Source organism: Xanthomonas codiaei, from assembly GCF_002939785.1.
Classification (GTDB): domain Bacteria; phylum Pseudomonadota; class Gammaproteobacteria; order Xanthomonadales; family Xanthomonadaceae; genus Xanthomonas; species Xanthomonas codiaei.
Genome location: NZ_MDEC01000045.1, coordinates 1 through 22916, shown reverse-complemented (window position 1 = coordinate 22916; position 22916 = coordinate 1). Strand labels below are relative to the sequence as shown.

The window sequence follows — 22916 nt, the reverse complement described above, 5'->3', positions numbered from 1 at the left end:
CAGCGTGTTCGGCGACAGTGGCTATACCGGGGCGGACAAACGCCAAGAACTGCGGGACTGCCAAGCAGTATTCTTCATCGCCGCCAAGCCCTCGACGATGCAAGGCATCGGCAACACACGCGAGCGTGCTCGGGAACAGCGTTGGGAACACTTCAAGGCCAGCGTGCGCGCGAAGGTGGAGCATCCATTCCGGGTGATCAAGCGCCAGTTTGGCTACACCAAGGTCCGCTATCGCGGTCTGGCCAAGAACACGGCACAGGTGCTGACCTTGTTTGCGCTGTCAAACCTGTGGATGACGCGCAAGCAGTTACTACCTGTGATGGGGAGCGCGTGCCTGTAACCCGGGCGATTCCCAAGGAAAACGCCATAAATGGCGAGAACCCGAGGCTCCAAACGCGACTCTCCGGAGCGATGCCACATTCCGCCCTGTCAGGCATCGTTGTTCAGACCTTCCCTAGGAATGCCTGGCTGGCTGAGTAAAGTGCTCTGTCTGTCGGCAGGTGAATTCCAGCACCTACCCGCGGAAACTTAACCCTCCGATTCGTACGCTACGCTGCGATATTCCCGCACGCGGGCATCGGAGGCCTTCCATCTTTCCGAACCTATCGCTTTCTATCACGGAACATAAAAGCAATAGGAGGCATAGCATGACAGTAGTATCGTCTAGCGTCGCACTACGGCGCACCATCCGACGCCAACAGTTGCGCGAGATGGTTCCGCTGGCCGACAGCACAATTTATGAAATGGAGCAGCGCGGCGAATTCCCTCGACGCTTTGCTCTGTCGCCCAGGTGTATCGTGTGGGACCTGGCGGAAGTCGAGGCGTGGCTGTTAGCTCGCCGAGCCGCGCCAATCCGTCGGGCTCAGCATCCCGATGTCACTAAGCGGAAAACGCGGCCCGTCAAAGGGCCGGATCGAGTTGCATCAGAGGCATAGCTGGCGGCAAAAGTACGGGCGTGTGCTTACGCCCCTCCACCCAAGCGTCCACAATATCCGACCATTCCTACATCATATGACGGCGCTGGACCTCGTACTCGGCCTTGTTGTAGACGCCGCGCGACGACCGACCATCCTCGTGCGCTAAGCACTTTTCGATCCAGTCGCTGTTGAAGCCCAGCTCGTTGAGCAACGTCGAACCCGTGCGGCGCAGGTCATGAACGGTAAACGGCTCCAGCGGCAGCCCGTCCTTCTGAGCTTGCTCAACAACCGCATAGGTCACACGATTGAACGTGGCGCGCGACATCGGAGCATCAGCGTCGTACCTGGACGGCAGCAGATATCGCGAATTGCCCGCACAGGTCTTAAGCGCAATCATGATGTCGAGGGTCTGGCGCGAGAGATAGACGTTGTGCGCCTTCGATCGTTTCATACGCTCCTTTGGAATCGTCCAGACGGCGTTCTCGAAATCCACCTCATCCCAGACCGCGTCCTGCAGTTCGCTCTTTCGCACCATCGTCAGCAGATACAGTTTCATCCCTAGCCGGATCGTCGGCAGAGTCGCGACCTTCTCCAGTTCCTTGAGCATGATCCGGATCTCGCTTGGAGACAGGGAGCGATCCTTCGGCGCGAAGGTCGCGATCGATGCCGGTCCGACGTCGTCGGCCGGGTTTGCGACCTTCTCGCCGTGCAGGATGGCGAAGCCATAAATCTGCTTGAGGATATCGCGCACATGGATCGCAGTCGCCGGGGCGCCACGATCGACGATCTTGCCGCAATGCGCGCGCAAATCATCCGGGGTGATCTCGGTGAGGAGACGATTGCGCCAGACCGGAAGCAACTCCCTTTCGAAGATCGAGCGTCTCATAGCCCGGGTGCTGTCGGCCATCGGCGCGCTGATAAGCCACTTCTCTCCGAATTCCCCGAAGCTCTCGGCTTCCTTCAGCCGCCGCTTCTCACGCTGCTTCTCGATCGCGGGTGAGCGGCCCTCACTGACGGCCCTTCTTGCATCGATACAGAGTTCACGAGCGCGAGCCAGCGAGATGCCGTCTCGTCCATACTTCCCCAAGTAGACGGTCTCGCGACGTCCGTTCAGCCGATAATCCAGACGAAACGATATCGCGCCGGACGGCATGACGCGCACATACATGCCGTCCCTATCCGCAACTTTGTACATTTTGCTCTGAGGCTTCAGAGCCTTGATCGCCGCATCCGTCAGCATTTCCACGCCACCTCCAAAAGTACCGTCATGCGGTTTTGGGTGAGCCTTGGCGGAAAATTTTCTGATTTTTCAGCTTCTTATCGCAAATAAAGTACCGTCAAGAGCCTGTTGTCTCCTGACGGTACTTCTGTTTTCGTAGCTGTTCAATATGGGCAAGGCCCGTCACGCGGGCCGTCAAGGCCCATCTCTGCGCACCGATAGTACGCGATAGGTGATGACGAAGTTTTTCTTATTTCTCAGTGCGTTATAGCGTATTCTGGCGTATTCCAGGATACCCTCGGATGGGCAAAAAATCATTCCCACTCGATCGTCGCCGGCGGCTTGCCGGAGATGTCGTAGACCACGCGCGAGACGCCGCGCAGTTCGTTGATGATGCGGTTGCTCACAGTGCCGAGGAAGTCGTACGGCAGGTGCGCCCAGTGCGCGGTCATGAAGTCGATGGTCTCCACCGCGCGCAGCGCGATCACCCATTCGTAGGCGCGCGCATCGCCGACCACACCGACCGACTTCACCGGCAGGAACACCGCAAACGCCTGGCTGGTGGTGTCGTACAGGTCGGCCTTGCGCAGTTCGTCGATGAAGATCGCATCGGCCTTGGCCAGCAGCTCGGCATACTCGCGCTTCACCTCGCCCAGGATGCGCACTCCCAGGCCCGGGCCGGGGAACGGGTGGCGGTAGACCATGCTGCGCGGCAGGCCGAGTTCGACACCGAGGCGACGCACTTCGTCCTTGAACAGTTCGCGCAGCGGCTCGACCAGGCCCAGCTTCATGTGCTCCGGCAAACCACCGACGTTGTGGTGGCTCTTGATCACGTGCGCCTTGCCGGTCTTGCTGCCGGCCGACTCGATCACGTCCGGGTAGATGGTGCCCTGCGCCAGCCATTTGGCGTTGGCCAGCTTGCCGGACTCTTCGTCGAAGATCTCCACGAACAGGTTGCCGATGATCTTGCGCTTGGCTTCCGGGTCGCTGACGCCTTCCAGCGCCTTGAAGTAGCGGTCGGCCGCATTGACGCGGATCACCTTGACGCCCATGTGCTCGGCAAACATCGCCATCACCTGGTCGCCTTCCTGCCAGCGCAGCAGGCCGGTGTCGACGAACACGCAGGTCAGCTTGTCGCCGATCGCCTTGTGCAGCAACGCCGCCACCACCGACGAATCCACGCCGCCGGACAGCCCCAGGATCACCTCGTCCTCGCCCACCTGCGCACGCACACGCGCGATCTGGTCGTCGATGATGTTGGCCGCCGTCCACAGCGTCTGGCAGCCGCAGACATCGACCACGAAGCGGCGCAGCAAGGTCTGGCCCTGCAGCGTATGCGTCACTTCCGGGTGGAACTGCACGCCGTACCAGCGCTTGTCCTCGTTGGACATCGCCGCCACCGGAATGCGGTCGGTCACGGCGGTAATCGTGAAGCCTGGCGGCACCTTGGATACGTGGTCGCCATGGCTCATCCACACGTTCAGGCGCGATGCGCCGGCGTGATCGGTCAGGCCGGAGAACAACGCATCGGCGGCCACCACGTCCACTTCGGCATGACCGAACTCGCGCTGGTCGGCCGCTTCGGTCGCCCCGCCCAGCTGCGCAGCCAGGGTCTGCATGCCGTAGCAGATGCCGAAGACCGGCAAGCCGCTATCGAACACTTCCTGCGGTGCGACAGGCGCGCCCGGCAACGTGGTCGATTCCGGTCCACCGGACAGGATGATGCCCTTGGCACCGAAGCCGGCGATCTCGGACGGATCATGGTCCCAGGCCCAGATCTCGCAATACACGCCCAGCTCGCGAATGCGCCGCGCAATCAGCTGCGTGTACTGCGCGCCGAAATCGAGGATGAGGATCTTGTCGTTGTGGATGCTGGTCATTGAGGGCCGGGATTGGGGAGTTGGGATTGGAGATTCGCAAGAACACGCGCCACAACCGTTGCCGGATGAGGACGCGGTAGGCTCTTGCGAATCCCGAATGCCGAATCCCCACTCCCGCGCGCTGGTTTACCCAGCGCGATAGTTCGGCGGCTCTTTGGTGATCTGCACGTCGTGGACGTGGCTTTCGCGCTGGCCGGCGCCGGTGATCTTGACGAACTTCGGCTTGGTGCGCATGTCTTCGATGGTGGCGCAGCCCACATAGCCCATGGTCGCGCGCAGGCCACCGATGAGCTGATGGATGATGCCGCCAACCGGGCCGCGATACGGCACGCGCCCTTCGATGCCTTCGGGCACCAGCTTGTCGGCATCGGAGGCATCCTGGAAATAGCGGTCCTTGGAGCCCTTTTCCATTGCCCCCAGGCTGCCCATGCCGCGGTAGCTCTTGTAGCTGCGGCCCTGGAACAATTCGACTTCGCCGGGCGCTTCTTCGGTACCAGCCAGCAGGCCGCCGACCATCACCGTCGAGGCGCCGGCCACCAGGGCCTTGCCGATGTCGCCCGAGTAGCGGATGCCGCCGTCGGCGATCAGCGGGATACGGTCCTGCAGCGCTTCGGCCACCATGTCCACCGCGGTGATCTGCGGCACGCCGACGCCTGCCACCACGCGCGTGGTGCAGATCGAGCCCGGACCCACGCCGACCTTGACCGCGTCGGCCCCGGCATCCATGAGTGCCAGTGCCGCATCGCCGGTCACGATGTTGCCACCGATCACCTGCAGCTGCGGATAGGTCTTCTTGACCCAGGCCACACGGTCGATCACGCCCTGCGAGTGGCCGTGCGCGGTATCGACGATGACAACGTCCACGCCGGCGGCGACCAGCAGTTCGACGCGCTGCTCGGTATCGCCGCCCACGCCCACGGCCGCACCCACCAGCAACCGCGTGGCGCTGTCCTTTGCCGCGTTGGGGTTGTCGGTCTTCTTCTGGATGTCCTTGACCGTGATCAGCCCGCGCAGCTCGAAGCTGTCGTTGACCACCAGGATCTTCTCGATGCGGTTGCGGTGCAGCAGCTCGAGCACTTCCTCGTCGCTGGCGCCTTCGCGCACGGTGATCAGGCGATCCTTTTTGGTCATGATGTGGCGGACCGGATCGTCGAGCTTCTTCTCGAAGCGCATGTCGCGGCTGGTCACGATGCCGACCAGTTCGCTGCCATCCACCACCGGCACGCCGGAGATGTTGCGTGCACGCGTCAGTGCGATCACTTCGCCGATGGTCGTGTCCGGGCTGACCGTGAACGGCTCGGTGATCACGCCGGATTCGAACTTCTTGACCTTGGCCACTTCGGCCGCCTGCTGCGCCGGGGTCAGGTTCTTGTGGATGATGCCAATGCCGCCCAGCTGGGCCATGGCCACCGCCAGGCGGTGCTCGGTCACCGTGTCCATCGCTGCCGAGAGAATCGGAAGTTTCAGACGCAGATCGCGGGTCAGCCGGGTTTCCAGGCTGACGTCCTTGGGTAGGACGATCGAATGGGCGGGGACGAGCGAAACGTCGTCGTAGGTAAGAGCTTCAGCCTGGATGCGTAGCATCGGCGGACCCGAGTGTGGGGAAGCGCGACATTTTAACGCATTGGGGCCGGGATTGGGGAGTCGGGATTCGCAACGGCGCGTCTCGCACATCCACACGTCTACCCGTTTGCCGATGGCCGGCTGATCCCGGACGCAATCCGGATCGGCCGACGCATGCGCTTCGCGCTTGCCTTTAACGAATCCCCAAACCCGAATCCCCACTCCCGGCCGCATCAGCGGCCTCGATGGTGTTCTGCATCAGCGTGGCCACGGTCATCGGCCCCACCCCGCCCGGCACCGGCGTGATCCAGGCGGCGCGCTGCACGGCGGCGTCGAAACCGACATCGCCTACCAGGCGGCCGTCTTCGAGCCGGTTGATGCCGACATCGATCACCACCGCGCCCGGCTTGACCCATTCGCCCGGAATCAGGCCCGGCCGGCCGACGGCCACCACCAGGATGTCGGCATTGCGCACGCTGGCCTCCAGCACCTCGGCCGGAGTGAACTTGTGGCAGCTGGTGACCGTGCAACCGGCGATCAGCAGCTCCAGTCCCATCGGCCGACCCACGTGGTTGCTCACGCCGACGATGGTGGCATTGCGCCCGCGCACCGGCTGGTCGGTATGGCCCAACAGGGTCACGATGCCGCGCGGCGTACACGGGCGCAGGCCGAACTCGCGCAGCGCCAGATGCCCCACGTTCTGCGGATGGAAGCCATCCACATCCTTGCGTGGGTCGATGCGCTGGATCAGACGGTTGGCATCGGGAATGCCCGGCAGCGGCAGCTGGATCAGGATGCCGTGGATCTTTGCATCGGCGTTGAGCTCGTCGATCAACGCCGCCAGCTCCGCCTCGCTGGTGCCCTGCGGCAGGTCGTAATCGAAGGCTTCGATGCCGACCTTTTCGGCTGCGCGGCGCTTGTTGCGCACATACACCGACGAGGCCGGGTCGCCTCCCACCAGCACCACCGCCAGCCCGGGCCGGCTCTTGCCTGCCGCCACCCGCGCATCCACCCGCAACTTCAATCCGTCCAGCAACTCCTCGGCAATACGTCGCCCATCGAGAAGGCGGGCCGGAGCGGAGGCAGCTGGCGCGGAAGCGGTCATGGGGCGTCAGGTGTAGAGTCGAAGGCCGTCTATTGTCCCCGATTCCGCCATGACCGACACCACTTCCATCACGACTTCCAACAGCGATGCGACCACCACCGCCATCGAAGCGGCCGCCTTCCGCCGGCTGCTGCAACATCTCAATCGGGACCGCACCGATGTACAGAACATCGACCTGATGATCCTGGCCGGCTTCTGCCGCAACTGCCTGGGCGACTGGTACCGCGAAGCGGCCGAAGCGCAAGGGCAATCGATGAGCAAGGAACAGGCGCGCGATGCGGTCTATGGCATGCCATTCGCACAATGGAAGCAGCAGCATCAGAAAAACGCCACTCCCGAACAACTCGAAGCCTTCGCTGCGGCCCAGCAAAAACACGGCTGATCGTTGGTCAGGACGCGCGGCTGGCGTGTCTGCGGGCTGGCTGCAGGGCTCTTGCCCGCCTACCGGCACGGGACACGCAGTGAATCCATCCATGGAGGCTCTTATGCGGCATCCATGCCGCATAAGGTCCCGCGCCGGTAGGCGGACAAGAGCCAATCGAGATGGTTGGTGTACATGGTTGCAAGCAACGCATGTCGGTTCCTGCGCAGCCCCCACCACACCCACTTGACGATTGCGACGTGTTGTCAGTCGCTCCTGGTCTCTGCCGCAGTCTCTTCACTGGCCTGCGGCAACGCATCGCGGTTGAGCGAGCGGCTCTCCCGGCGCGGCGGCGTAAACGGCGTAGGCTTGGGCACCGTCGGCGTGAGGTTGCCGTACATCAGACCCGCCCCGGCACGCACGTTGCCAGCGGCGATCTCCAGGTCCAGGCGTTCGGCGTCGCGGCGGCGGATCTCGCGCGCGATCATGCCGGCCTCGTCCTCGTCCACGCCCAGTTCCACCAATGCGGCCTGGCCGAACAGCACCGCGGATTCGAAGGTCTCGCGAATCTGGTAATCCACGCCGGCGGCGATCAGCTGCAGGGAATGCTCGCGGTCGAATGAGCGCACCAGCAGGCGCGCATGCGGAAATTCGTGCGTGGCCAGCTCGACGATGCGATTGGCCGCCTCGCGGTCGTCGATACAGACCGCGATCGCCCGCGCGCTGTGCGCGCCGGAGGCATGCAGCACATCCAGCCGGGTGCCATCGCCGTAATAGATCTTGAAACCGAAGCTTTCCGCGCTGCGGATCATCTCGATATCGTTGTCGATGATGGTCACATCCACGTCGCGGGCCAGCAGCGACTGGCTGGCGACCTGGCCAAAGCGGCCGAAGCCGATGATCAGCACGCTGCCGGTCTGTCCATTGACCGCCTCCACCCCATCCAGCGAGATCTCGGACGCCGGCGTGAAGCGTCGTTGCAGCAGCACGAACAGCGGCGTCAGCGCCATCGACAGCACCACGATCGCGGTCAGGCTGGCGTTGACCTGCGCATCGATCACGCCGGAGGCGGCCGCCGCAGCGAACAGTACGAAGGCGAATTCGCCGCCCTGCGCCATCAACACGCCGCGATCCAGCGCCTGGCGGTGATCGCTGCGCATCAGTCGCGCCACCGCGTAGATGCACGCGGCCTTGCCGAGCATCAGCGCCAGCACGCCGGCCACGATCAGGCGCCAGTCGGCAACCACCACACGCAGGTCCAGGCTCATGCCCACGCCCAGGAAGAACAGCCCCAGCAGGATGCCGCGGAACGGCTCGATATCCGCCTCGATCTGGTGGCGGAAGGTGGATTCGGACAGCAGCACGCCGGCCAGGAATGCGCCCATCGCCATCGACAACCCGCCCACCTGCATCAGCAGTGCCGCGCCCAGCACCACCAACAACGCGGCCGCGGTCATCACCTCGCGCGCCTTGGACGCGGCCAGGATCCGGAACAGCGGATTGAGCAGCCAGCGCCCGGCCACCAGCAGGCCGACGATGCAGGCCAACCCGATGCCGATGTCGTGCCAGCGCTGCGACGCCACCTGCGGGTCGCCGCTGGTGCCCATCCAGGCCACGATGGCCAGCAGCGGCACGATCAACAGATCCTCGAACAGCAGGATCGCCACGATCTTCTGCCCTGGTGGCAAGGCGACATCGCCGCGCTCGGCAAGTAGCTGCATCACCACGGCGGTGGAGGTCAGCACGAACCCGGACGCGGCCACGAAGGCCACTGCAGGCGCGAACCCGAGCCCGACGATGCCAATGCCGGTCAGTACCAGCGCACAGACGCAGATCTGCAAGGTGCCGAGCCCGAAGATTTCCTTGCGCAGGCTCCATAGATGCGAGGGCCGCATCTCCAGCCCGATCACGAACAGGAACATCACCACACCCAGCTCGGCCACGTGCAGGATCGCCTGCGGGTCGTCGAACAGGCCCAGTCCGAAGGGGCCGATCGCAAGGCCCGCTGCCAGGTAACCGAGCACCGAACCCAGGCCCAGCCGTCGGAACAATGGGATGGCAACCACCGCCGCGCCCAGCAAGGCCACCACGTTGATCAGGTCACTGGAGTGCGAGGTCTGGCTCATGCCTGGATTCTAACGACACCACTGCGCCATCGCCCTGCATCTGCTTGCTTTGATTGCAGCGGTTCTGCGCAGAGGGCCGCCCTGCCCGATCAGGCCCCAAAACGACGAACGACGCCACAAGGCGTCGTTCGCGATACCACGATCATGGAGCGATCAAGCGCGTGCGTCGGCCTTGGCCAATGCTTCGCGAATGATTTCCTTGGCCGGGCCGCCATGCTTCTCGTGCTCGAGCGCGAAGTGCACGGTCGCCTCGATCAGGCCGATATGCGCGCCACAGTCGAAGCGCCGGCCTTCGAAACGGAAGGCATCGACCTGCTCCTGCTTCAGCAGCTCGGCAATCGCGTCGGTCAGCTGGATTTCGCCCCCCGCGCCGGCACCGGTGGACTCCAGCAACTCGAAGATCTTCGGGCTGAGCACGTAGCGGCCGACCACCGCGAGATTGCTCGGCGCCACTTCCGGCTTGGGCTTTTCGACGATGGCATTGATGCGCCCCTTGCGGCCATCGAACGCGTCGGTGGAAACGATGCCGTAGCTGGCCGTCTTGTCGCGAGGCACATCTTCCACGGCAATCACGCTGCCACCGGAGGCTTCTGCCACATCGGCCATCTGGGTCAGCGCGGCGTCGCCACGGTTCCACATCAGATCGTCGGGCAGCAGCACGGCGAACGGCTCGTCACCGACCACCGCCTTGGCACACAGCACGGCGTGACCCAGGCCCAGCGCCTCCGCCTGCGTCACGAAAATGGCGCGCACACCGTCTGGCAATGCATGACGGACCAGTTCCAGCTGCTCCAGCTTGCCGGCCCGCTCGAGCTTCTGCTCCAGCTCGTAAGCCTTGTCGAAGTAGTCGGCAATGGAGTGCTTGTAGCGGTTGGTGACGAAGATCAGCGTATCGCAGCCGGCCTGGATGGCCTCGTCGACAGCGTATTGGATCAATGGTTTGTCGATGATTGGCAGCATTTCCTTCGGCACCGTCTTGGTGGCCGGAAGAAAGCGGGTCCCAAGACCTGCGACGGGGAATACGGCCTTGCGAATGCGCTGACTCATTACAGTCTTCTGACCTCACGTGCGGGGAATGGCACGACCGTATCAGATCGCGCGTCGACTTTCCGTCGAGCAGCCGCGAAATCCGGCATCAGGCTGCCCAGCACAGTCTCCATCGCCTTGATGTCATAACGGTTAACCGCTTCGCGCAGCCGCGTCACCAGCTGCAGGACCTGCTCGTGCGAGAACTCGCGCACACCGGCTTCCAGGATCTTGGGATGCGCGGTGGGCCGATAGTCTTCGTCGGAATAGAACAGCGTCTCATGCAGCTTTTCGCCCGGTCGCAGACCGGTATAGAGGATGGCCACGTCTTTGCCTGGCTGCTTTCCGGCCAGGCGGATCATCTGCTCGGCCAGCAGCCGGATCGGCACCGGCTCGCCCATGTCCAGCGTGTAGATCGCGCCATGCGAGGCGGACGCCGCTGCCTGGATCACCAACTGGCAGGCTTCGGGAATGGTCATGAAGTAGCGCGTCACGTCCGGATGCGTCACCGTGACCGGACCACCCTGGCGGATCTGCTCGCGGAACAGCGGCACCACGCTGCCGGCCGAATCCAGCACGTTGCCGAAGCGCACCGTGATGAAGCGCGTCGGCGCATCGCGTGCGTCCAGGCTCTGGCAGATCATTTCCGCGTAGCGCTTGCTGGCGCCCAGCACGTTGACGGGCTCGACCGCCTTGTCGGTGGAAATGAAGACAAAGGTTTCGATGCGCGCCCGCTGGCAGGCACGCGCCACGTTCTCGGTGGCCAGCACGTTATTGCGTACCGCCTCGCGCAACTGCTCTTCCAGTAGCGGCACCTGTTTGTAGGCGGCGGCATGGAAGACCGCGTCCGGGGTCGCGGTGTTGAGCGCATGCGCCACCACCGCCGGATCGCCACAGTCGCCGAGCACACGCACCACTTCGATATCGGGAAACAACCGGCGCAGATCCGAATCGATGGTCAGCAGCGCCAGTTCGTCGATCTCCAGCAGCACGATCCGGCGCGCGCCATGTCGGGCACACTGACGGCAGACTTCCGAACCGATCGAACCGCCAGCACCGGTCACCATGACGGTCTTGTTGGTCAGCCAGTCGCGGATCAGGCGCCAGTCCGGCGTGACCGGCTTGCGATTGAGCAGGTCCTCGATGGCGACCTCCTTCAATTCGCCGGGCAGCGAGCGACCTTCCAGCACGTTGATCAGCTTGGGCACCATCCGGAACGGCAGGCCCGTGCTTTCGCAGATCGCCACCACCCGCTGCATGCCGGATGCATCCAGGGACGGAATGGCGATCACCAGCAGCTTGGCGGCGGTTTCCTTGGCGATCGAAGCGGCCTGGTCCAGGTTACCCAGGACATTGATGCCCTGGATCTTTGCGCCATGCAGGTTGTTCGCGTCGTCCAGGAAGCCCACCGGCACGAATGCGCCGGTACGGCGCAGGTCACGAACCAGACCCTCGGCAGCGCGGCCGGCACCCAGAATCAGCACGCGCTGGGCGGCATCGCCGGAGTGCGCGATCTGATAGTCCTTCCAGGCGCGGTACAACAGGCGCGGGGTGCCGAGCAGCGCCGACAGGGCAAATGGATAGACCACCAGGACCGACAACGGCACGCCATCCAGGCGGTCGTACGCCAGTGCAAGTACGATCGCGACCAGGCCAAGGAAGCTCGACTTGAAGATATTCCACAGATCGGGCACGGAGGCGAAACGCCACAGCCCCCGGTACAGCCCCATCTTCCAGAACACCAGACCCTGGGCCACCAGGACCACAGCGGTGCGCCAATCCCACAGTGGGAGCTCCGGCGCGTCGCGCAACATCGAGTAGCGGCCGGCATGCAGCAGCTGCCAGCACACCCAGACCATCAGCAGGTCATGTACCACCACTGCCGTCTGCGGCAGCGCCTTGGTCAAACGGTCACGCCAGGAAATCATAAAAATCCATTATTCGTAATCGCGCAATCCGGCGCGCAGAAAATACCAACTGGCGGCAACGCCCAGGCCCCAGACAACTGCCCCGGCGACCTGCAACCAAGCCCCATCATGACGAAGTAACACATACAAGCAAATGGCAGTGACGCTGAAAGCGAAGTAAACGCCAGTCACCGGAACGTGATTCGCAAGCCGGCGCGCCAGACGCTGATAGACATGCTGGGAGTGCGGCTCCCACCAGCGTTGCCCGGTGAGCATGCGAGACAATAGCGTGAAGCCGGCGTCTACAAGAAAGGCCGTCAGGGGGATCCAGCCGATCCACCAGCCGACTTGCCCTGCTGCCACGCTCAGCGCAAGCAAGGCGGCCAGCACATAGCCCAGTGCGCCGCTGCCCCCGTCGCCAAGGAAGATACGTGCGCGCGGGAAGTTGAACGGGAGAAATCCCATGCATGCCGCGGCCACTGCCACCCCAGCCAGGGACCAGGCCGCGGGAACCATCGCCGCGAATGCCAGTGCGGCCAAGGCGGCCTGGCTTGCCGCCAAGCCGTTGATGCCGTCCATGAAGTTCCAGACATTGATCAGCACCACGCAGGCGGCCGCGCTGAGAATGCCGTCCACGACACTGCCGGTGTAATGCGTGACCAGCCATCCAAGCGAGGCCGATGCGACCAGGTGAATTGAAAACCGCAGCCTGGCCGACAACGGCCGATGGTCGTCCCACCAACCGACCCCGGCGACCAGGATCAGCCCGGCGGCGAACCAGCCCACTGGCAGGCGTGACGCCGGCCAGAGCATGCCGGCGACCACGCACCCCGAAAGGATCGCCGCAACGATGGCCATGCCGCCGCCGCGTGGAGTGGCGACCGAATGGTTTCGTCGCTCGCCCGGCTGGTCGAGCAGACGGCGATGCAGTGCGTAGCGTCGCAGCAGCCACGTTCCAAGCGCCGCAATCGTCAGGTGCAATGCGCACCACAGCCAGAGAGAGGGCATCACTGCGCCCTGCGCTCCAAGCCGCTGGCGCCATGCATAGAAGCAATCGCAGCGGGCAGAATCGCGGGAGACGACGTCATGCCAGCGTGCACGGCGATGCCAGCACTGCCTTGACCGTGCCGCCCAATGCCGGGGTCCAGCAACGGTGCCACCCACCGGGCCGCTGGAGCAGCAGTTGCCTGGCTCCATCGCCGACGACGGCAACGGCTTGGCTCAACGTCGGCGAGATGCCACGCGCAATGTCCGGAAAGCTGCGACACGTCCTAGACCACCGCGTAGTTCAACAGAGGCTTGACCGTGCCCCATTCCTTGCAGCTCGGGCATTGCCAATGGTGCGTCTTGGCACCGAAACCGCAGCGCGTGCAGCGATAGCTCGGGTTGCGCACCAGCAACTGGTCGGTGATGTGCTTGAGATCCTGCAGGGTTCCGACCGGATCGCTGCCTTCGGCCAGGGTCAGGTCGATCAGCGCGGATTCGCCACGCACCGATGGACGATCCTTGAGCTGGCGACCGAGGTAGGCCAATGCAGGCGCCACGCCGTCCTGCGCTTCCATCAGCTGGGTCAGCGCCAGCACCGGCGCGATGCCGCGATAATGCTCGGTCATCTCGGACAGGAAGTTGCGCGCGCCAGCGATGTCGCCCACCCGGCGATACGCCGCCATCAACGCCGGAATGATCTCCGGCAGATATTCCGGGTCGTGCCGCGCCGCGCGCTCGAACGCCCGTACCGCCGCTTCGTCGTGGCCGCGCTCGGCCTCGATGCGCCCCTCCAGAATACCGGCCCGCACGCAAGTGCCGTCAGCCTGGTAGGCGCGCGCGATCGCCTGCAGGGCCTCATCGGCCTTGCCCAGCCCGCGGTAACGGTCTGCCAGTTCGCATTCGAACTGGGAAATCAGCTTGCCCATCGGCTCGCCAGTGACTTCTTCGTAGCGGGTGGCGTTGTCGATCGCCTTTTCCCAGTCGCGTTCGGCCTGGTAGATACCGATCAGATGGCGCAGCGCCTGCGGCGCACGCTGATCGAGCTGCGCCAGTTCGGTGAACACCGTTTCAGCGCGGTCCAGCAGACCGGACTTCATGTAGTCCTCGCCCAAAGCAAGCAAAGCCTGGACGCGCTGTTGGTCGGTCAGGTCGCCGCGCTGCACCAGCCCCTGATGCAGGCGGATGGCGCGGTCGACCTCGCCGCGGCGGCGGAACAGATGACCCAGCGCAACCTGCGTCTCGAAGGTTTCCTTGTCCAGCTCGGCGATGTGCAGGAACAGCTCGATCGCCTTGTCCGGCTGCTCGTTGAGCAGATAGTTCAAGCCGCGAAAATACGTGCTGGACAGACGGCTGACCTGGGTATCGCCATGACGCTGCCCGCCGCGTCGACCGACGATCCAGCCACTCAGCGCCGCCAGCGGCAGGAACAGGAAAAACCAGAACCACTCGGTCAGGAAGTCCATACGTACTTAGAGTCCATCGAGAGGGCGCGGCTCGACGGCAGCAGGCGCAACAGGCCTGGCGTCGGCACGACTGACCGCGACAGCCTTGTTGGCCTGACGCAGCTTGGAATAGAGGGGAATGACCACGCTGACCAGCACCATGCCGGCACCGATCAACACACCGACCAGCAGCGCGACGATGATCGCGACCCCGGAGGTCGTATGCACGCTGGAAAACAGGAAATCGAGCGTGACGTCCTGGGAATTGACCGCACCGATGATCAGGCCGACCAACAGGAATGCCAACATCACCAGCAAGCGAAACACCTTCATCGCGAGACTCCGTCGGGAAGGGGCCTAGCTTAACCGAGCCGACATAAACGCAGCGGTGGAACTGCCGTCAGTCTGCCGCATCGGCCAGATCGACCGGCACCACGGAGCTGACCCGCTCGCGCAATTCCTTGCCCGGCTTGAAGTGCGGAACATGCTTGCCCGGCAACGCGACCGATTCGCCTGTCTTGGGATTACGCCCCAGACGTGGCGGGCGGTAATGCAGCGAGAAGCTGCCGAACCCGCGGATTTCGATCCGGTCACCATCGGACAGCGCCTGCCCCATCATCTCCAGCAGCGACTTGACTGCCAGATCCACATCGTCCGACTTCAGATGCGCTTGGCGTCGCGCCAGGATTTCAATCAATTCGGACTTGGTCATGGGAAGACTTGCTTTTTTCGACTGACACATCGGAAGCGGCCCGGGCAAGCCCGGGCCGTTCCATCACGCTCGCAAGAGCGCTAGCGCTTACTCGGACTTGTTGTTGTTCAACTGTGCGCGCAGCAGCGCACCCAGCTGAGTCATGCCGCCCGACGCAGCGGAGGACTGGTATTCCTCCAGCGTTTCGCGCATTTCGGCATCGTCCTTGGCCTTGATCGACAGCTGCAGGGTGCGGCCCTTGCGGTCCATGCCCACGAACTTGGCTTCGATCTTGTCGCCGACCTTCAGGTGCTGGGTCGCATCGTCGACGCGCTCGTTGGCGATGTCGCGTGCAGCCACGTAGCCTTCGATGCCATCGGCCAGGTCGATCGTGGCGCCCTTGGCATCCACTTCACGCACCGTGCCTTCGACCTTCGAACCCTTCGGGTTGGACGCCATGTACTGACCGAACGGATCCTGCTCCAGCTGCTTGACGCCCAGGCTGATGCGCTCGCGCTCCGGGTCCACGGCCAGAACGACGGCTTCCAGCGTGTCGCCCTTCTTGTAGTTGCGCACGACGTCTTCGCCGGTGGTGTTCCAGCTGATGTCGGACAGGTGGACCAGGCCGTCGATGCCGCCGTCCAGACCGATGAAGATGCCGAAGTCGGTGATCGACTTGATCTGACCGGACACCTTGTCGTTCTTCTTGTGGGTCGCAGCGAAGGTTTCCCACGGATTGGCGGCAACCTGCTTCATGCCCAGCGAGATGCGGCGACGCTCTTCGTCGACGTCCAGCACCATCACTTCGACTTCGTCACCGACCTGCACGACCTTGGACGGGTTGACGTTCTTGTTGGTCCAATCCATCTCGGAGACGTGCACCAGACCTTCGACACCCGGCTCGATCTCGACGAATGCGCCGTAATCGGTGACGTTGGAGACCTTGCCGAACACGCGGCTGTTGGCCGGGTAACGACGGGCGATGTTGTCCCACGGATCCTCGCCCAGCTGCTTCAGGCCGAGGCTGACGCGGTTACGCTCGCGATCGAACTTCAGCACGCGCACGTCCAGCTCGTCGCCGACGTTGACCACTTCGGACGGATGGCGCACGCGCTTCCAGGCCATGTCGGTGATGTGCAGCAGGCCGTCGATACCGCCCAGGTCCACGAATGCGCCGTAGTCGGTCAGGTTCTTGACGACACCCTTCAGGATCGCGCCTTCCTGCAGCTTGTCCATCAGCTGCTCGCGCTCTTCCGAGTGCTCGCTCTCGACCACTGCACGACGCGACACGACCACGTTGTTGCGCTTGCGGTCCAGCTTGATCAGCTTGAACTCGAGTTCCTTGCCTTCCAGGTAAGCCGGGTCGCGCACCGGGCGCACATCCACCAGCGAACCAGGCAGGAACGCGCGGACATCCTTGATGTCCACGGTGAAACCACCCTTGACCTTGCCGCTGATGCGGCCGGTGATGGTTTCGTTCTTTTCCAACGCTTCTTCCAGCTCGTCCCACACCATCGCGCGCTTGGCCTTCTCGCGCGACAACACGGTCTCGCCGAAGCCGTTTTCGATGGAGTCCAGCGCAACCTTGACCTGGTCGCCCACGCCCACATCGATCTCGCCAGCGTCGTTACGGAACTGCTCGATCGGCACGATGCCTTCGGACTTCAGGCCAGCATTGATCACCACCACGTCGCCGCGCACTTCCACGACGGTACCGGTGACGATGGAGCCCGGCTTCAGCTTCGCCAGATTGGCTTGACTGGCTTCGAACAGTTCAGCAAAAGATTCTGTCATTTGGATTTACTCAGTTGAACACACGGGCGCCGATCGTCGGATTGCGACAGAGACGGACCGCCCAGCCTGTTGGTCGACCCCAACAACGGGTCGGATTGGAAGTAGTAGAACCGCCGCGCGGGATGCGCAACGGAGCTTTGGAACGCCTTACGGTCGGCGGGACTAGCCCGCTTGCGGAACGCTTACGACGGCGTGCGGCAGGACAACACCCCGACCACACGCTGGACGACATCCTCGATCCCGATTCCGCTGGTATCGATCAGCACGGCGTCTTCGGCCGGCCGCAATGGCGCCACCACCCGCTGGGCATCTCTGGCATCTCGGGCCATGATCTCGCGCAGCAGGTCGTCAAAGATAACCGAAACACCCTTTTCCATCAACTGTTTATGGCGACGGCCCGCACGTTCCTCGGCACTGGCGGTCAGGAAGACCTTGAATGCGGCATCGGGGAAGATCACCGTGCCCATGTCGCGACCGTCGGCAACCAGTCCAGGCGCGCGCCTGAATGCGCGCTGGCGCTCCTTCAGGGCACTGCGCACCTCGGGAATGGCGGCAATCGCCGAGGCCAATGCACCGGTGGTTTCCAGGCGCAATTCGCTGGTGGCATCGACACCGTTGACCAGCACCCGCAACCCCGCCTCGCCCGCATCATCGAACTCGACCCGCGTATCGAAGGTGCAACGCACCAGCGCCGCCGGGTCGGACACGTCCAGATCGGCCCAGCTCGCCGCCACGCCCACCGCACGATAAAGTGCCCCCGAGTCCAGGTAATGCCAGCCCAGGCGGGCGGCGACGATCCGGCTGACGGTGCCCTTGCCGGCACCGGAGGGACCATCGATGGTGAGGACGGGCGACAGATCGGTCATTCAGGTTTCCGGAAGGGCATCAGCCGCTAGTGTAACGCCGCCCGCCGCCATTGCGCTGCAACCACTTGAAAGCACGACGAAAAGCCGGTTAGAATCGCCGGCTTAATTGCGAGTGCACCCTCGAACCGTGGGCACTCTTCCCATCGAACCCAACCGTTTACACCGAGGTGTGCCATGAAAGTCCTGTCCTCCCTGAAGTCTGCGAAGACCCGTCACCGCGACTGCAAGGTGGTCCGCCGCCGCGGCAAGGTCTTCGTGATCTGCAAGTCGAACCCGCGTTTCAAGGCGCGTCAGCGCTAAGCCGTTGCGGCGCGTGCACGACCCGAGAAAGCCGCCCTCCGGGCGGTTTTTTCTTGGTCGACGCGCGACTGCCGGCCAGGCAGCCGACCGGACCGTGAAGCCATGGTCGCCCGCCCTGGCGCCGGCCTGCACCAGCAGGTGCGGCGCGACCGGCAGCAACGCCTGTCGTGGTTTTTTGCTGTAATCATCATCTGAACATTGTCCACTGGGGAGTAGATGACATGCGCAACCGTTTGTTTGTGATGCTGGCAATCGCGCTGATGGGGATCAGTGCCGTCGCTTCGGCCGACACGCTGCTGATCGATCGTGCACAGCAGAAACCTGCCGCCGCCCTGCCCTTGCGTGGCGACAGCATGAGCCAGGTGGAGAGCCGCTACGGCGCGCCACAGCAAAAGCTCGATCCGCGTGGTGGCCAGAAGCGCCAGTGGCCGACGATCCATCGCTGGGTCTACCCCGCGTTCACCGTGTACTTCGAGAAGAGCAAGGTGATCGATGTGGTGGCCAACCAGGCCGACGCCAACGAGATCGGGCCGAAACCGCCGATCAAGTAAGCGCCGCCATGCTCGGTCGCCAGTGCGTGCAGGCCTCTGCACGCCGCACCGCTGGCACGACCGTTCCGGATGTCGGCCTGCCGCATCCGTCAGCAGCCGGACATGTGTCGCTGCGACGCTGCACCAAAGCCTGACGCATGCGTGTGCGTCAGGATCGCAAGAGCCTGCACACGCGTGCAGGGAATCGATGAACCTCCGGGCCGCTGCCCGGACACCAAGATGAGTACTGCCAGGCATGACCGACCGTCTTCGTTTTCCCGCCGAATGGGAACCCCAATCCGCCGTGCTGCTCGCGTGGCCGCACGCCGGGACCGACTGGGCCGAGCGCCTGGCCGAGGTGGAAGAGACCTATATCGCGCTGGTGACGGCGATCGCCCGCTTCGAGCCGGTGATCATCTGCGTGGCCGACGACGATCTGCAGATCTATGCCGAAGCGCGGCTGCGCTCGGCGCGGCTGGACATGACGCGAGTGCGTTTCGTGGTGGCCGCCTATAACGACACCTGGCTGCGCGATTCGGGCCCGATCACGCTGCGCCAGGATGCCGGCTTCCGGCTGATGGATTTCCGCTTCACAGGCTGGGGCGGCAAGTTCGAAGCCAGCCTGGACGATCAGCTGGTGGGGGCGCTGGATGCAGCGCAGGTGTTCGTGCCCGCGCCGGTGCAGACGGTGGATTTCGCGCTGGAAGGCGGTGCGATCGAGACCGATGGCGCCGGCACCTTGCTGACCACCTGGAAATGCCTGCACGAGCGCCACCCGCAGCGCAGCCGCGAATCGCTGAGCAGCGATCTGGCGACCTGGTTGGCCCAGGATCGCGTGCTGTGGCTGGATCACGGCTACCTGGAAGGCGACGATACCGATGCGCATATCGACACGCTGGCGCGTTTCGCCGGCCCGGATGCGATCGTCTACCAGGGCTGCGATGTCCCCGGCGATTCGCATTACGCCGAATTGCAGGCGATGGGCAGTGAACTGGCCGCCCTGCGCACCGCCGATGGCCAGCCGTACCGCCTGTTCGTGCTGCCGTGGGCGCAGCCGATTCTCGACCAGGGCCGCCGCCTGGCCGCGTCCTATGCCAACTTCCTGATCGTCAATGGCGCGGTGCTGATGCCGGCCTACGGCGATCCGGCCGATGCCGCCGCGCAGGCGGTGCTGGCCGACGCCTTCCCGCAACATGAGATCGTGCCGGTGCCCTGCCGTGCGCTGATCTGGCAGAACGGCAGCCTGCACTGCCTGACCATGCAGTTGCCGGCCGGCTTGCTGGCTGCCTAGATGTTGCGACCGTCGCGGCAATCCATGCGACGCGTCGTTCCTGTTCCGGCCGGCAGGCCGGTGTTCCGCCATGACGCGCTACCTTAGCGCGTCACCCAGTTGGATGTAGCCATGACCCGTCATCTCCTTTCCGTCGCGCTGATCCAGGAGCGCAACCACGGCGACGCCGAGGCCAACCTGGCCGTCATCGAATCGCGCGTGGCCGAAGCGGCCGCGCAGGGCGCCAAGCTGGTGCTGTTGCAGGAACTGCACAACGGTGCGTATTTCTGCCAGCACGAGTCGGTGGAGGAATTCGATCTGGCCGAGCCGATTCCCGGCCCAAGCACCGAGCGCCTGGGCGCGCTGGCCAGGCAACACGGCGTGGTGCTGGTCGCCTCGCTGTTCGAGCGTCGCGCCGCCGGCCTGTATCACAACACGGCGGTGGTGTTCGAAAAAGACGGCCGCCTGCTCGGCAAGTACCGCAAGATGCACATCCCCGACGACCCGGGCTTCTACGAGAAGTTCTACTTCACTCCGGGCGATCTGGGCTTTACGCCGATCGACACCTCGGTGGGCCGCCTTGGCGTGCTGGTGTGCTGGGACCAGTGGTACCCGGAAGCGGCTCGCCTGATGGCGTTGGCCGGTGCGGAGCTGCTGCTCTACCCCACCGCGATCGGCTGGGATCCGGACGACCAGCAACCCGAGCAGGAACGCCAGCGCGATGCCTGGGTACTCAGCCATCGCGGCCATGCGGTCGCCAACGGGGTGCCGGTGCTGTCGTGCAACCGCGTCGGCCACGAGCCCTCGCCGCTGGGCGCATCGGGCATCCAGTTCTGGGGCAACAGCCATGTGCTGGGACCGCAGGGCGAGTTCATTGCCGAAGCCGGCCAGGACCCGACCGTACTGATCTGCGATGTTGATCTGCAGCGTAGCGAACACGTGCGCCGCATCTGGCCGTTCCTGCGCGACCGCCGTATCGATGCGTATGGCGACCTGCTCAAGCGCTACATTGACTGACTGCATGCGCGTCGAGTTGCGTGCAGTCCGCGATGCGGACATCCCGGCGATCACTGCGATCTACGCGGAGCAGATCGCCGGGTGCACTACCTACGAATACAGCGCACCATCCAGCGAGCAGATGCGCTCACGCGTGGACGCCGTGGTGGATGCGGGCTACCCCTACCTGGTCGCAGAACGCGATGGTGCGGTGGTCGGCTACGCGTATGCAGGCAGCTACCGCGCGCGTGCAGGCTACCGCTGGACGGTGGAGAACTCGATCTACGTGGCCCAAAGCCAGCAGGGCCACGGCATCGGCAGCGCCCTGCTTGGCGAACTGATCGCAGTGTGCGAGCAACGCGGCTACCGGCAGATGATCGCGGTGATCGGCGATGCCGAGAACCAGGCCTCGCGTCGGCTGCATGAACGTTTTGGATTCCGCACGGTCGGAGTCTTCAGCGGGATCGGCCGCAAGCATGGTCGCTGGCTGGACAGCGTGCAGATGCAACGCGCGCTCGGCTCCGGCGACACCACTCCTCCTTCTGATGAATACCCCCATGACTGAGCAGCTCCCCCACGTTCTGGACGATGCGCTGTCCGGCCAGCCGCATCGCATCGTCGAGCGCGATGGCGTGCGCTACACCCTGCTGGGCACCGCGCACGTGTCGTTGGCCAGCGTGGCCGCGGTGCAGCGGGCGATCGGCAGCGGCCGTTACGACGCGGTGGCGGTGGAACTGGATACGCAGCGGCTACAGGCGCTCAGCGATCCGGACGCATTGGCCCGCCTGGACCTGGTGCAGGTGATCCGCAAGGGGCGCGTGGCGCTGTTTGCGGCCAATCTTGCGTTGGCGGCGTATCAGCGCCGGCTGGCCAAGCAGTTGGGCATCGAACCGGGTGCCGAATTGAAGGAAGCGGTCAGCCTGGCACGCGCGCAGGGGTTGCCGGTGTACCTGATCGACCGCGAAGTCGGGCTGACCTTCAAGCGCGCCTCCGGGCGGTTGGGCTTCTTCGGCAAGATGAAGCTGGCCGGCGGCCTGCTCGGCGGACTGTTCGCCGCCGACGAGGTAGGCGAGGAAGAAATCGAAAAGCTCAAGCAGGGCGACATGCTGGAGGCGAGCTTCGGCGATTTCGCCAGCGAAAGCCCGGAGCTGTACGAGACCGTGATCGCCGAGCGCGATCGCTACATGGCCACGCGCCTGCGCGAGGAAGCCGAGGGCGGCCAGCGCGAGGTATTGGCCGTGGTGGGCGCCGGCCATCTGGCTGGGCTTGCACGACACCTGGAACAGGACACCGACGCGCCCGGGCCGCTGCGCGAAGCGCTGGAATACGTGCAGCAGCGCAAGCGCATCCCGTGGATCACCCTGGGCATCCTGGCGGTGATCATTACCGGGATCGGCATCGGCTTCTGGCGCGGCGGCCTGAGCATGGGCGCCGACCTGCTGCTGCAATGGGCCATGTACACCGGCGGCATGGCGGCACTGGGTTGTCTGCTGGCCGGCAGCCACCCGCTGAGCATCCTGACCGCGGCGGTGGTGGCACCGTTCAAGCCGTTCCGGCTGAGCGTGCCGACCGGGGCCTTTGCAGCGCTGGTCGAAGTGCACATGCGCAAACCGGCCTATGGCGATTTCCTGTCGCTGCGCGACGACGCGCAGACCCTGCGCGGCTGGTACCGCAATCGCGTCTCGCGCGTGGTGCTGACCTTCCTGCTGACCAATTTCGGCAGCATGGCAGGCGTGTGGCTGGCCGGCGTGCAAATCTTCAATCGCCTGCATGGGTGAGCATGGTGGCGCTGCACCGCTGCTCCTCGTAGGAGCGCCCCCAGGCGCGATGAAGCATTACCGGTAACATCCCATCGCGCCCGGGTGCGCTCCTTGTATCTGGACATGGTCGCCTAACAGCGTTATGTCTTCCGACTGATCATCGGAGCAGATGCAAG

At 64.2% G+C, this 22916-nt stretch carries 21 protein-coding genes and 1 pseudogene; 9 read left to right on the top strand and 13 right to left on the bottom strand.

The window, feature by feature from the left end; all coding sequences use genetic code 11:
- On the top strand, window positions 1-340 hold a 340-nt coding region (locus XcodCFBP4690_RS20955), incomplete at its 5' end, for a transposase (protein ID WP_146091994.1).
- A gap of 307 nt (window positions 341-647) precedes the next feature.
- Window positions 648-935, top strand: a complete 288-nt coding sequence (locus tag XcodCFBP4690_RS20950) for a helix-turn-helix transcriptional regulator (protein WP_104544122.1) — start codon at window positions 648-650, stop codon at window positions 933-935.
- Here XcodCFBP4690_RS20950 and XcodCFBP4690_RS20945 read toward each other — a convergent pair.
- The 4 genes and pseudogenes from XcodCFBP4690_RS20945 to folD all read right to left on the bottom strand — a co-directional run bounded on the left by XcodCFBP4690_RS20945 (window position 901) and on the right by folD (window position 6684).
- Window positions 901-2157: pseudogene (locus XcodCFBP4690_RS20945) on the bottom strand (tyrosine-type recombinase/integrase). The gene XcodCFBP4690_RS20950 and the pseudogene XcodCFBP4690_RS20945 overlap by 35 nt on opposite strands.
- Window positions 2158-2450: 293 nt before the next feature.
- Complete coding sequence (guaA, locus tag XcodCFBP4690_RS20940) at window positions 2451-4016, bottom strand: glutamine-hydrolyzing GMP synthase (RefSeq protein ID WP_104544120.1); 1566 nt, start codon at window positions 4014-4016, stop codon at window positions 2451-2453.
- Window positions 4017-4142: 126 nt separating this feature from the next.
- Entirely contained in the window at window positions 4143-5600 is a 1458-nt protein-coding gene (gene guaB / locus XcodCFBP4690_RS20935; protein WP_104544118.1) for an IMP dehydrogenase, read from the bottom strand.
- Window positions 5601-5772: 172 nt separating this feature from the next.
- Complete coding sequence (gene folD, locus XcodCFBP4690_RS20930; protein ID WP_104544116.1) at window positions 5773-6684, bottom strand: bifunctional methylenetetrahydrofolate dehydrogenase/methenyltetrahydrofolate cyclohydrolase FolD; 912 nt, start codon at window positions 6682-6684, stop codon at window positions 5773-5775.
- Window positions 6685-6733: 49 nt separating this feature from the next.
- Here folD and XcodCFBP4690_RS20925 point away from each other — a divergent pair, with 49 nt between their 5' ends.
- Window positions 6734-7066 (top strand): DUF1244 domain-containing protein, encoded by a 333-nt coding sequence (locus tag XcodCFBP4690_RS20925; protein ID WP_104544114.1) that lies wholly within the window; start codon window positions 6734-6736, stop codon window positions 7064-7066.
- Between the two features lie 245 nt (window positions 7067-7311).
- On the opposite strand, the gene XcodCFBP4690_RS20920 is transcribed toward XcodCFBP4690_RS20925, so the two are convergent.
- The 9 genes from XcodCFBP4690_RS20920 to cmk all read right to left on the bottom strand — a co-directional run bounded on the left by XcodCFBP4690_RS20920 (window position 7312) and on the right by cmk (window position 17884).
- Complete coding sequence (locus XcodCFBP4690_RS20920) at window positions 7312-9171, bottom strand: monovalent cation:proton antiporter-2 (CPA2) family protein (RefSeq protein WP_104544112.1); 1860 nt, start codon at window positions 9169-9171, stop codon at window positions 7312-7314.
- A 153-nt stretch (window positions 9172-9324) separates the two neighbouring features.
- Entirely contained in the window at window positions 9325-10218 is an 894-nt protein-coding gene (galU, locus tag XcodCFBP4690_RS20915; RefSeq protein ID WP_104544110.1) for a UTP--glucose-1-phosphate uridylyltransferase GalU, read from the bottom strand.
- Window positions 10218-12125, bottom strand: a complete 1908-nt coding sequence (locus tag XcodCFBP4690_RS20910) for a polysaccharide biosynthesis protein (RefSeq protein ID WP_167394740.1) — start codon at window positions 12123-12125, stop codon at window positions 10218-10220. The genes galU and XcodCFBP4690_RS20910 overlap by 1 nt, the downstream gene beginning before the upstream one ends.
- A gap of 9 nt (window positions 12126-12134) precedes the next feature.
- Complete coding sequence (locus XcodCFBP4690_RS20905; RefSeq protein ID WP_104544108.1) at window positions 12135-13112, bottom strand: MraY family glycosyltransferase; 978 nt, start codon at window positions 13110-13112, stop codon at window positions 12135-12137.
- A 263-nt stretch (window positions 13113-13375) separates the two neighbouring features.
- Window positions 13376-14554, bottom strand: coding sequence for a lipopolysaccharide assembly protein LapB (gene lapB / locus XcodCFBP4690_RS20900; RefSeq protein ID WP_104544106.1), 1179 nt, complete (start codon window positions 14552-14554; stop codon window positions 13376-13378).
- 6 nt (window positions 14555-14560) lie between these two features.
- Window positions 14561-14866 carry a lipopolysaccharide assembly protein LapA domain-containing protein gene (locus XcodCFBP4690_RS20895; RefSeq protein WP_104544104.1) on the bottom strand — a complete coding sequence of 102 codons (306 nt, stop codon included), beginning with the start codon at window positions 14864-14866 and terminating at the stop codon, window positions 14561-14563.
- Window positions 14867-14933: 67 nt separating this feature from the next.
- On the bottom strand, window positions 14934-15245 hold the full coding sequence (locus XcodCFBP4690_RS20890) for an integration host factor subunit beta (protein ID WP_002805779.1): 312 nt from the start codon (window positions 15243-15245) through the stop codon (window positions 14934-14936).
- An 87-nt stretch (window positions 15246-15332) separates the two neighbouring features.
- Window positions 15333-17018 (bottom strand): 30S ribosomal protein S1, encoded by a 1686-nt coding sequence (gene rpsA, locus XcodCFBP4690_RS20885; protein ID WP_104544102.1) that lies wholly within the window; start codon window positions 17016-17018, stop codon window positions 15333-15335.
- 182 nt (window positions 17019-17200) lie between these two features.
- Window positions 17201-17884, bottom strand: a complete 684-nt coding sequence (gene cmk / locus XcodCFBP4690_RS20880; RefSeq protein ID WP_104544100.1) for a (d)CMP kinase — start codon at window positions 17882-17884, stop codon at window positions 17201-17203.
- 174 nt (window positions 17885-18058) lie between these two features.
- Here cmk and ykgO point away from each other — a divergent pair, with 174 nt between their 5' ends.
- The 6 genes from ykgO (at window position 18059) to XcodCFBP4690_RS20850 (ending at window position 22758) form a co-directional block, all read left to right on the top strand.
- Entirely contained in the window at window positions 18059-18184 is a 126-nt protein-coding gene (gene ykgO, locus XcodCFBP4690_RS20875) for a type B 50S ribosomal protein L36 (protein WP_005913193.1), read from the top strand.
- A gap of 221 nt (window positions 18185-18405) precedes the next feature.
- Entirely contained in the window at window positions 18406-18735 is a 330-nt protein-coding gene (locus tag XcodCFBP4690_RS20870) for a hypothetical protein (protein WP_104544098.1), read from the top strand.
- A 235-nt stretch (window positions 18736-18970) separates the two neighbouring features.
- Entirely contained in the window at window positions 18971-20005 is a 1035-nt protein-coding gene (locus XcodCFBP4690_RS20865; protein WP_167394739.1) for an agmatine deiminase family protein, read from the top strand.
- Between the two features lie 111 nt (window positions 20006-20116).
- Complete coding sequence (locus XcodCFBP4690_RS20860) at window positions 20117-21001, top strand: carbon-nitrogen hydrolase (RefSeq protein WP_104544094.1); 885 nt, start codon at window positions 20117-20119, stop codon at window positions 20999-21001.
- 4 nt (window positions 21002-21005) lie between these two features.
- Window positions 21006-21545: a GNAT family N-acetyltransferase gene (locus tag XcodCFBP4690_RS20855; protein ID WP_104544092.1), complete on the top strand. Its 540-nt coding sequence runs from the start codon at window positions 21006-21008 to the stop codon at window positions 21543-21545.
- Complete coding sequence (locus XcodCFBP4690_RS20850; protein ID WP_104544090.1) at window positions 21526-22758, top strand: TraB/GumN family protein; 1233 nt, start codon at window positions 21526-21528, stop codon at window positions 22756-22758. Before XcodCFBP4690_RS20855 ends, XcodCFBP4690_RS20850 begins: the two co-directional genes overlap by 20 nt.
- The last annotated feature ends 158 nt before the right edge of the window (window positions 22759-22916 follow it).

Coding starts and splice junctions, on each gene's coding strand:
- ykgO (WP_005913193.1), top strand. CDS start 18,059: ATGAAAGTCCTGTCCTCCCTGAAGTCTGCGAAGACCCGTCACCGCGAC.
- XcodCFBP4690_RS20870 (WP_104544098.1), top strand. CDS start 18,406: ATGCGCAACCGTTTGTTTGTGATGCTGGCAATCGCGCTGATGGGGATC.
- XcodCFBP4690_RS20950 (WP_104544122.1), top strand. CDS start 648: ATGACAGTAGTATCGTCTAGCGTCGCACTACGGCGCACCATCCGACGC.
- galU (WP_104544110.1), bottom strand. CDS start 10,218: ATGAGTCAGCGCATTCGCAAGGCCGTATTCCCCGTCGCAGGTCTTGGG.
- XcodCFBP4690_RS20850 (WP_104544090.1), top strand. CDS start 21,526: ATGAATACCCCCATGACTGAGCAGCTCCCCCACGTTCTGGACGATGCG.
- guaA (WP_104544120.1), bottom strand. CDS start 4,016: ATGACCAGCATCCACAACGACAAGATCCTCATCCTCGATTTCGGCGCG.
- XcodCFBP4690_RS20860 (WP_104544094.1), top strand. CDS start 20,117: ATGACCCGTCATCTCCTTTCCGTCGCGCTGATCCAGGAGCGCAACCAC.
- XcodCFBP4690_RS20855 (WP_104544092.1), top strand. CDS start 21,006: ATGCGCGTCGAGTTGCGTGCAGTCCGCGATGCGGACATCCCGGCGATC.
- XcodCFBP4690_RS20905 (WP_104544108.1), bottom strand. CDS start 13,112: ATGCCCTCTCTCTGGCTGTGGTGCGCATTGCACCTGACGATTGCGGCG.
- guaB (WP_104544118.1), bottom strand. CDS start 5,600: ATGCTACGCATCCAGGCTGAAGCTCTTACCTACGACGACGTTTCGCTC.
- lapB (WP_104544106.1), bottom strand. CDS start 14,554: ATGGACTTCCTGACCGAGTGGTTCTGGTTTTTCCTGTTCCTGCCGCTG.
- XcodCFBP4690_RS20925 (WP_104544114.1), top strand. CDS start 6,734: ATGACCGACACCACTTCCATCACGACTTCCAACAGCGATGCGACCACC.
- folD (WP_104544116.1), bottom strand. CDS start 6,684: ATGACCGCTTCCGCGCCAGCTGCCTCCGCTCCGGCCCGCCTTCTCGAT.
- XcodCFBP4690_RS20865 (WP_167394739.1), top strand. CDS start 18,971: ATGACCGACCGTCTTCGTTTTCCCGCCGAATGGGAACCCCAATCCGCC.
- XcodCFBP4690_RS20920 (WP_104544112.1), bottom strand. CDS start 9,171: ATGAGCCAGACCTCGCACTCCAGTGACCTGATCAACGTGGTGGCCTTG.
- XcodCFBP4690_RS20890 (WP_002805779.1), bottom strand. CDS start 15,245: ATGACCAAGTCCGAATTGATTGAAATCCTGGCGCGACGCCAAGCGCAT.
- XcodCFBP4690_RS20895 (WP_104544104.1), bottom strand. CDS start 14,866: ATGAAGGTGTTTCGCTTGCTGGTGATGTTGGCATTCCTGTTGGTCGGC.
- rpsA (WP_104544102.1), bottom strand. CDS start 17,018: ATGACAGAATCTTTTGCTGAACTGTTCGAAGCCAGTCAAGCCAATCTG.
- XcodCFBP4690_RS20910 (WP_167394740.1), bottom strand. CDS start 12,125: ATGATTTCCTGGCGTGACCGTTTGACCAAGGCGCTGCCGCAGACGGCA.
- cmk (WP_104544100.1), bottom strand. CDS start 17,884: ATGACCGATCTGTCGCCCGTCCTCACCATCGATGGTCCCTCCGGTGCC.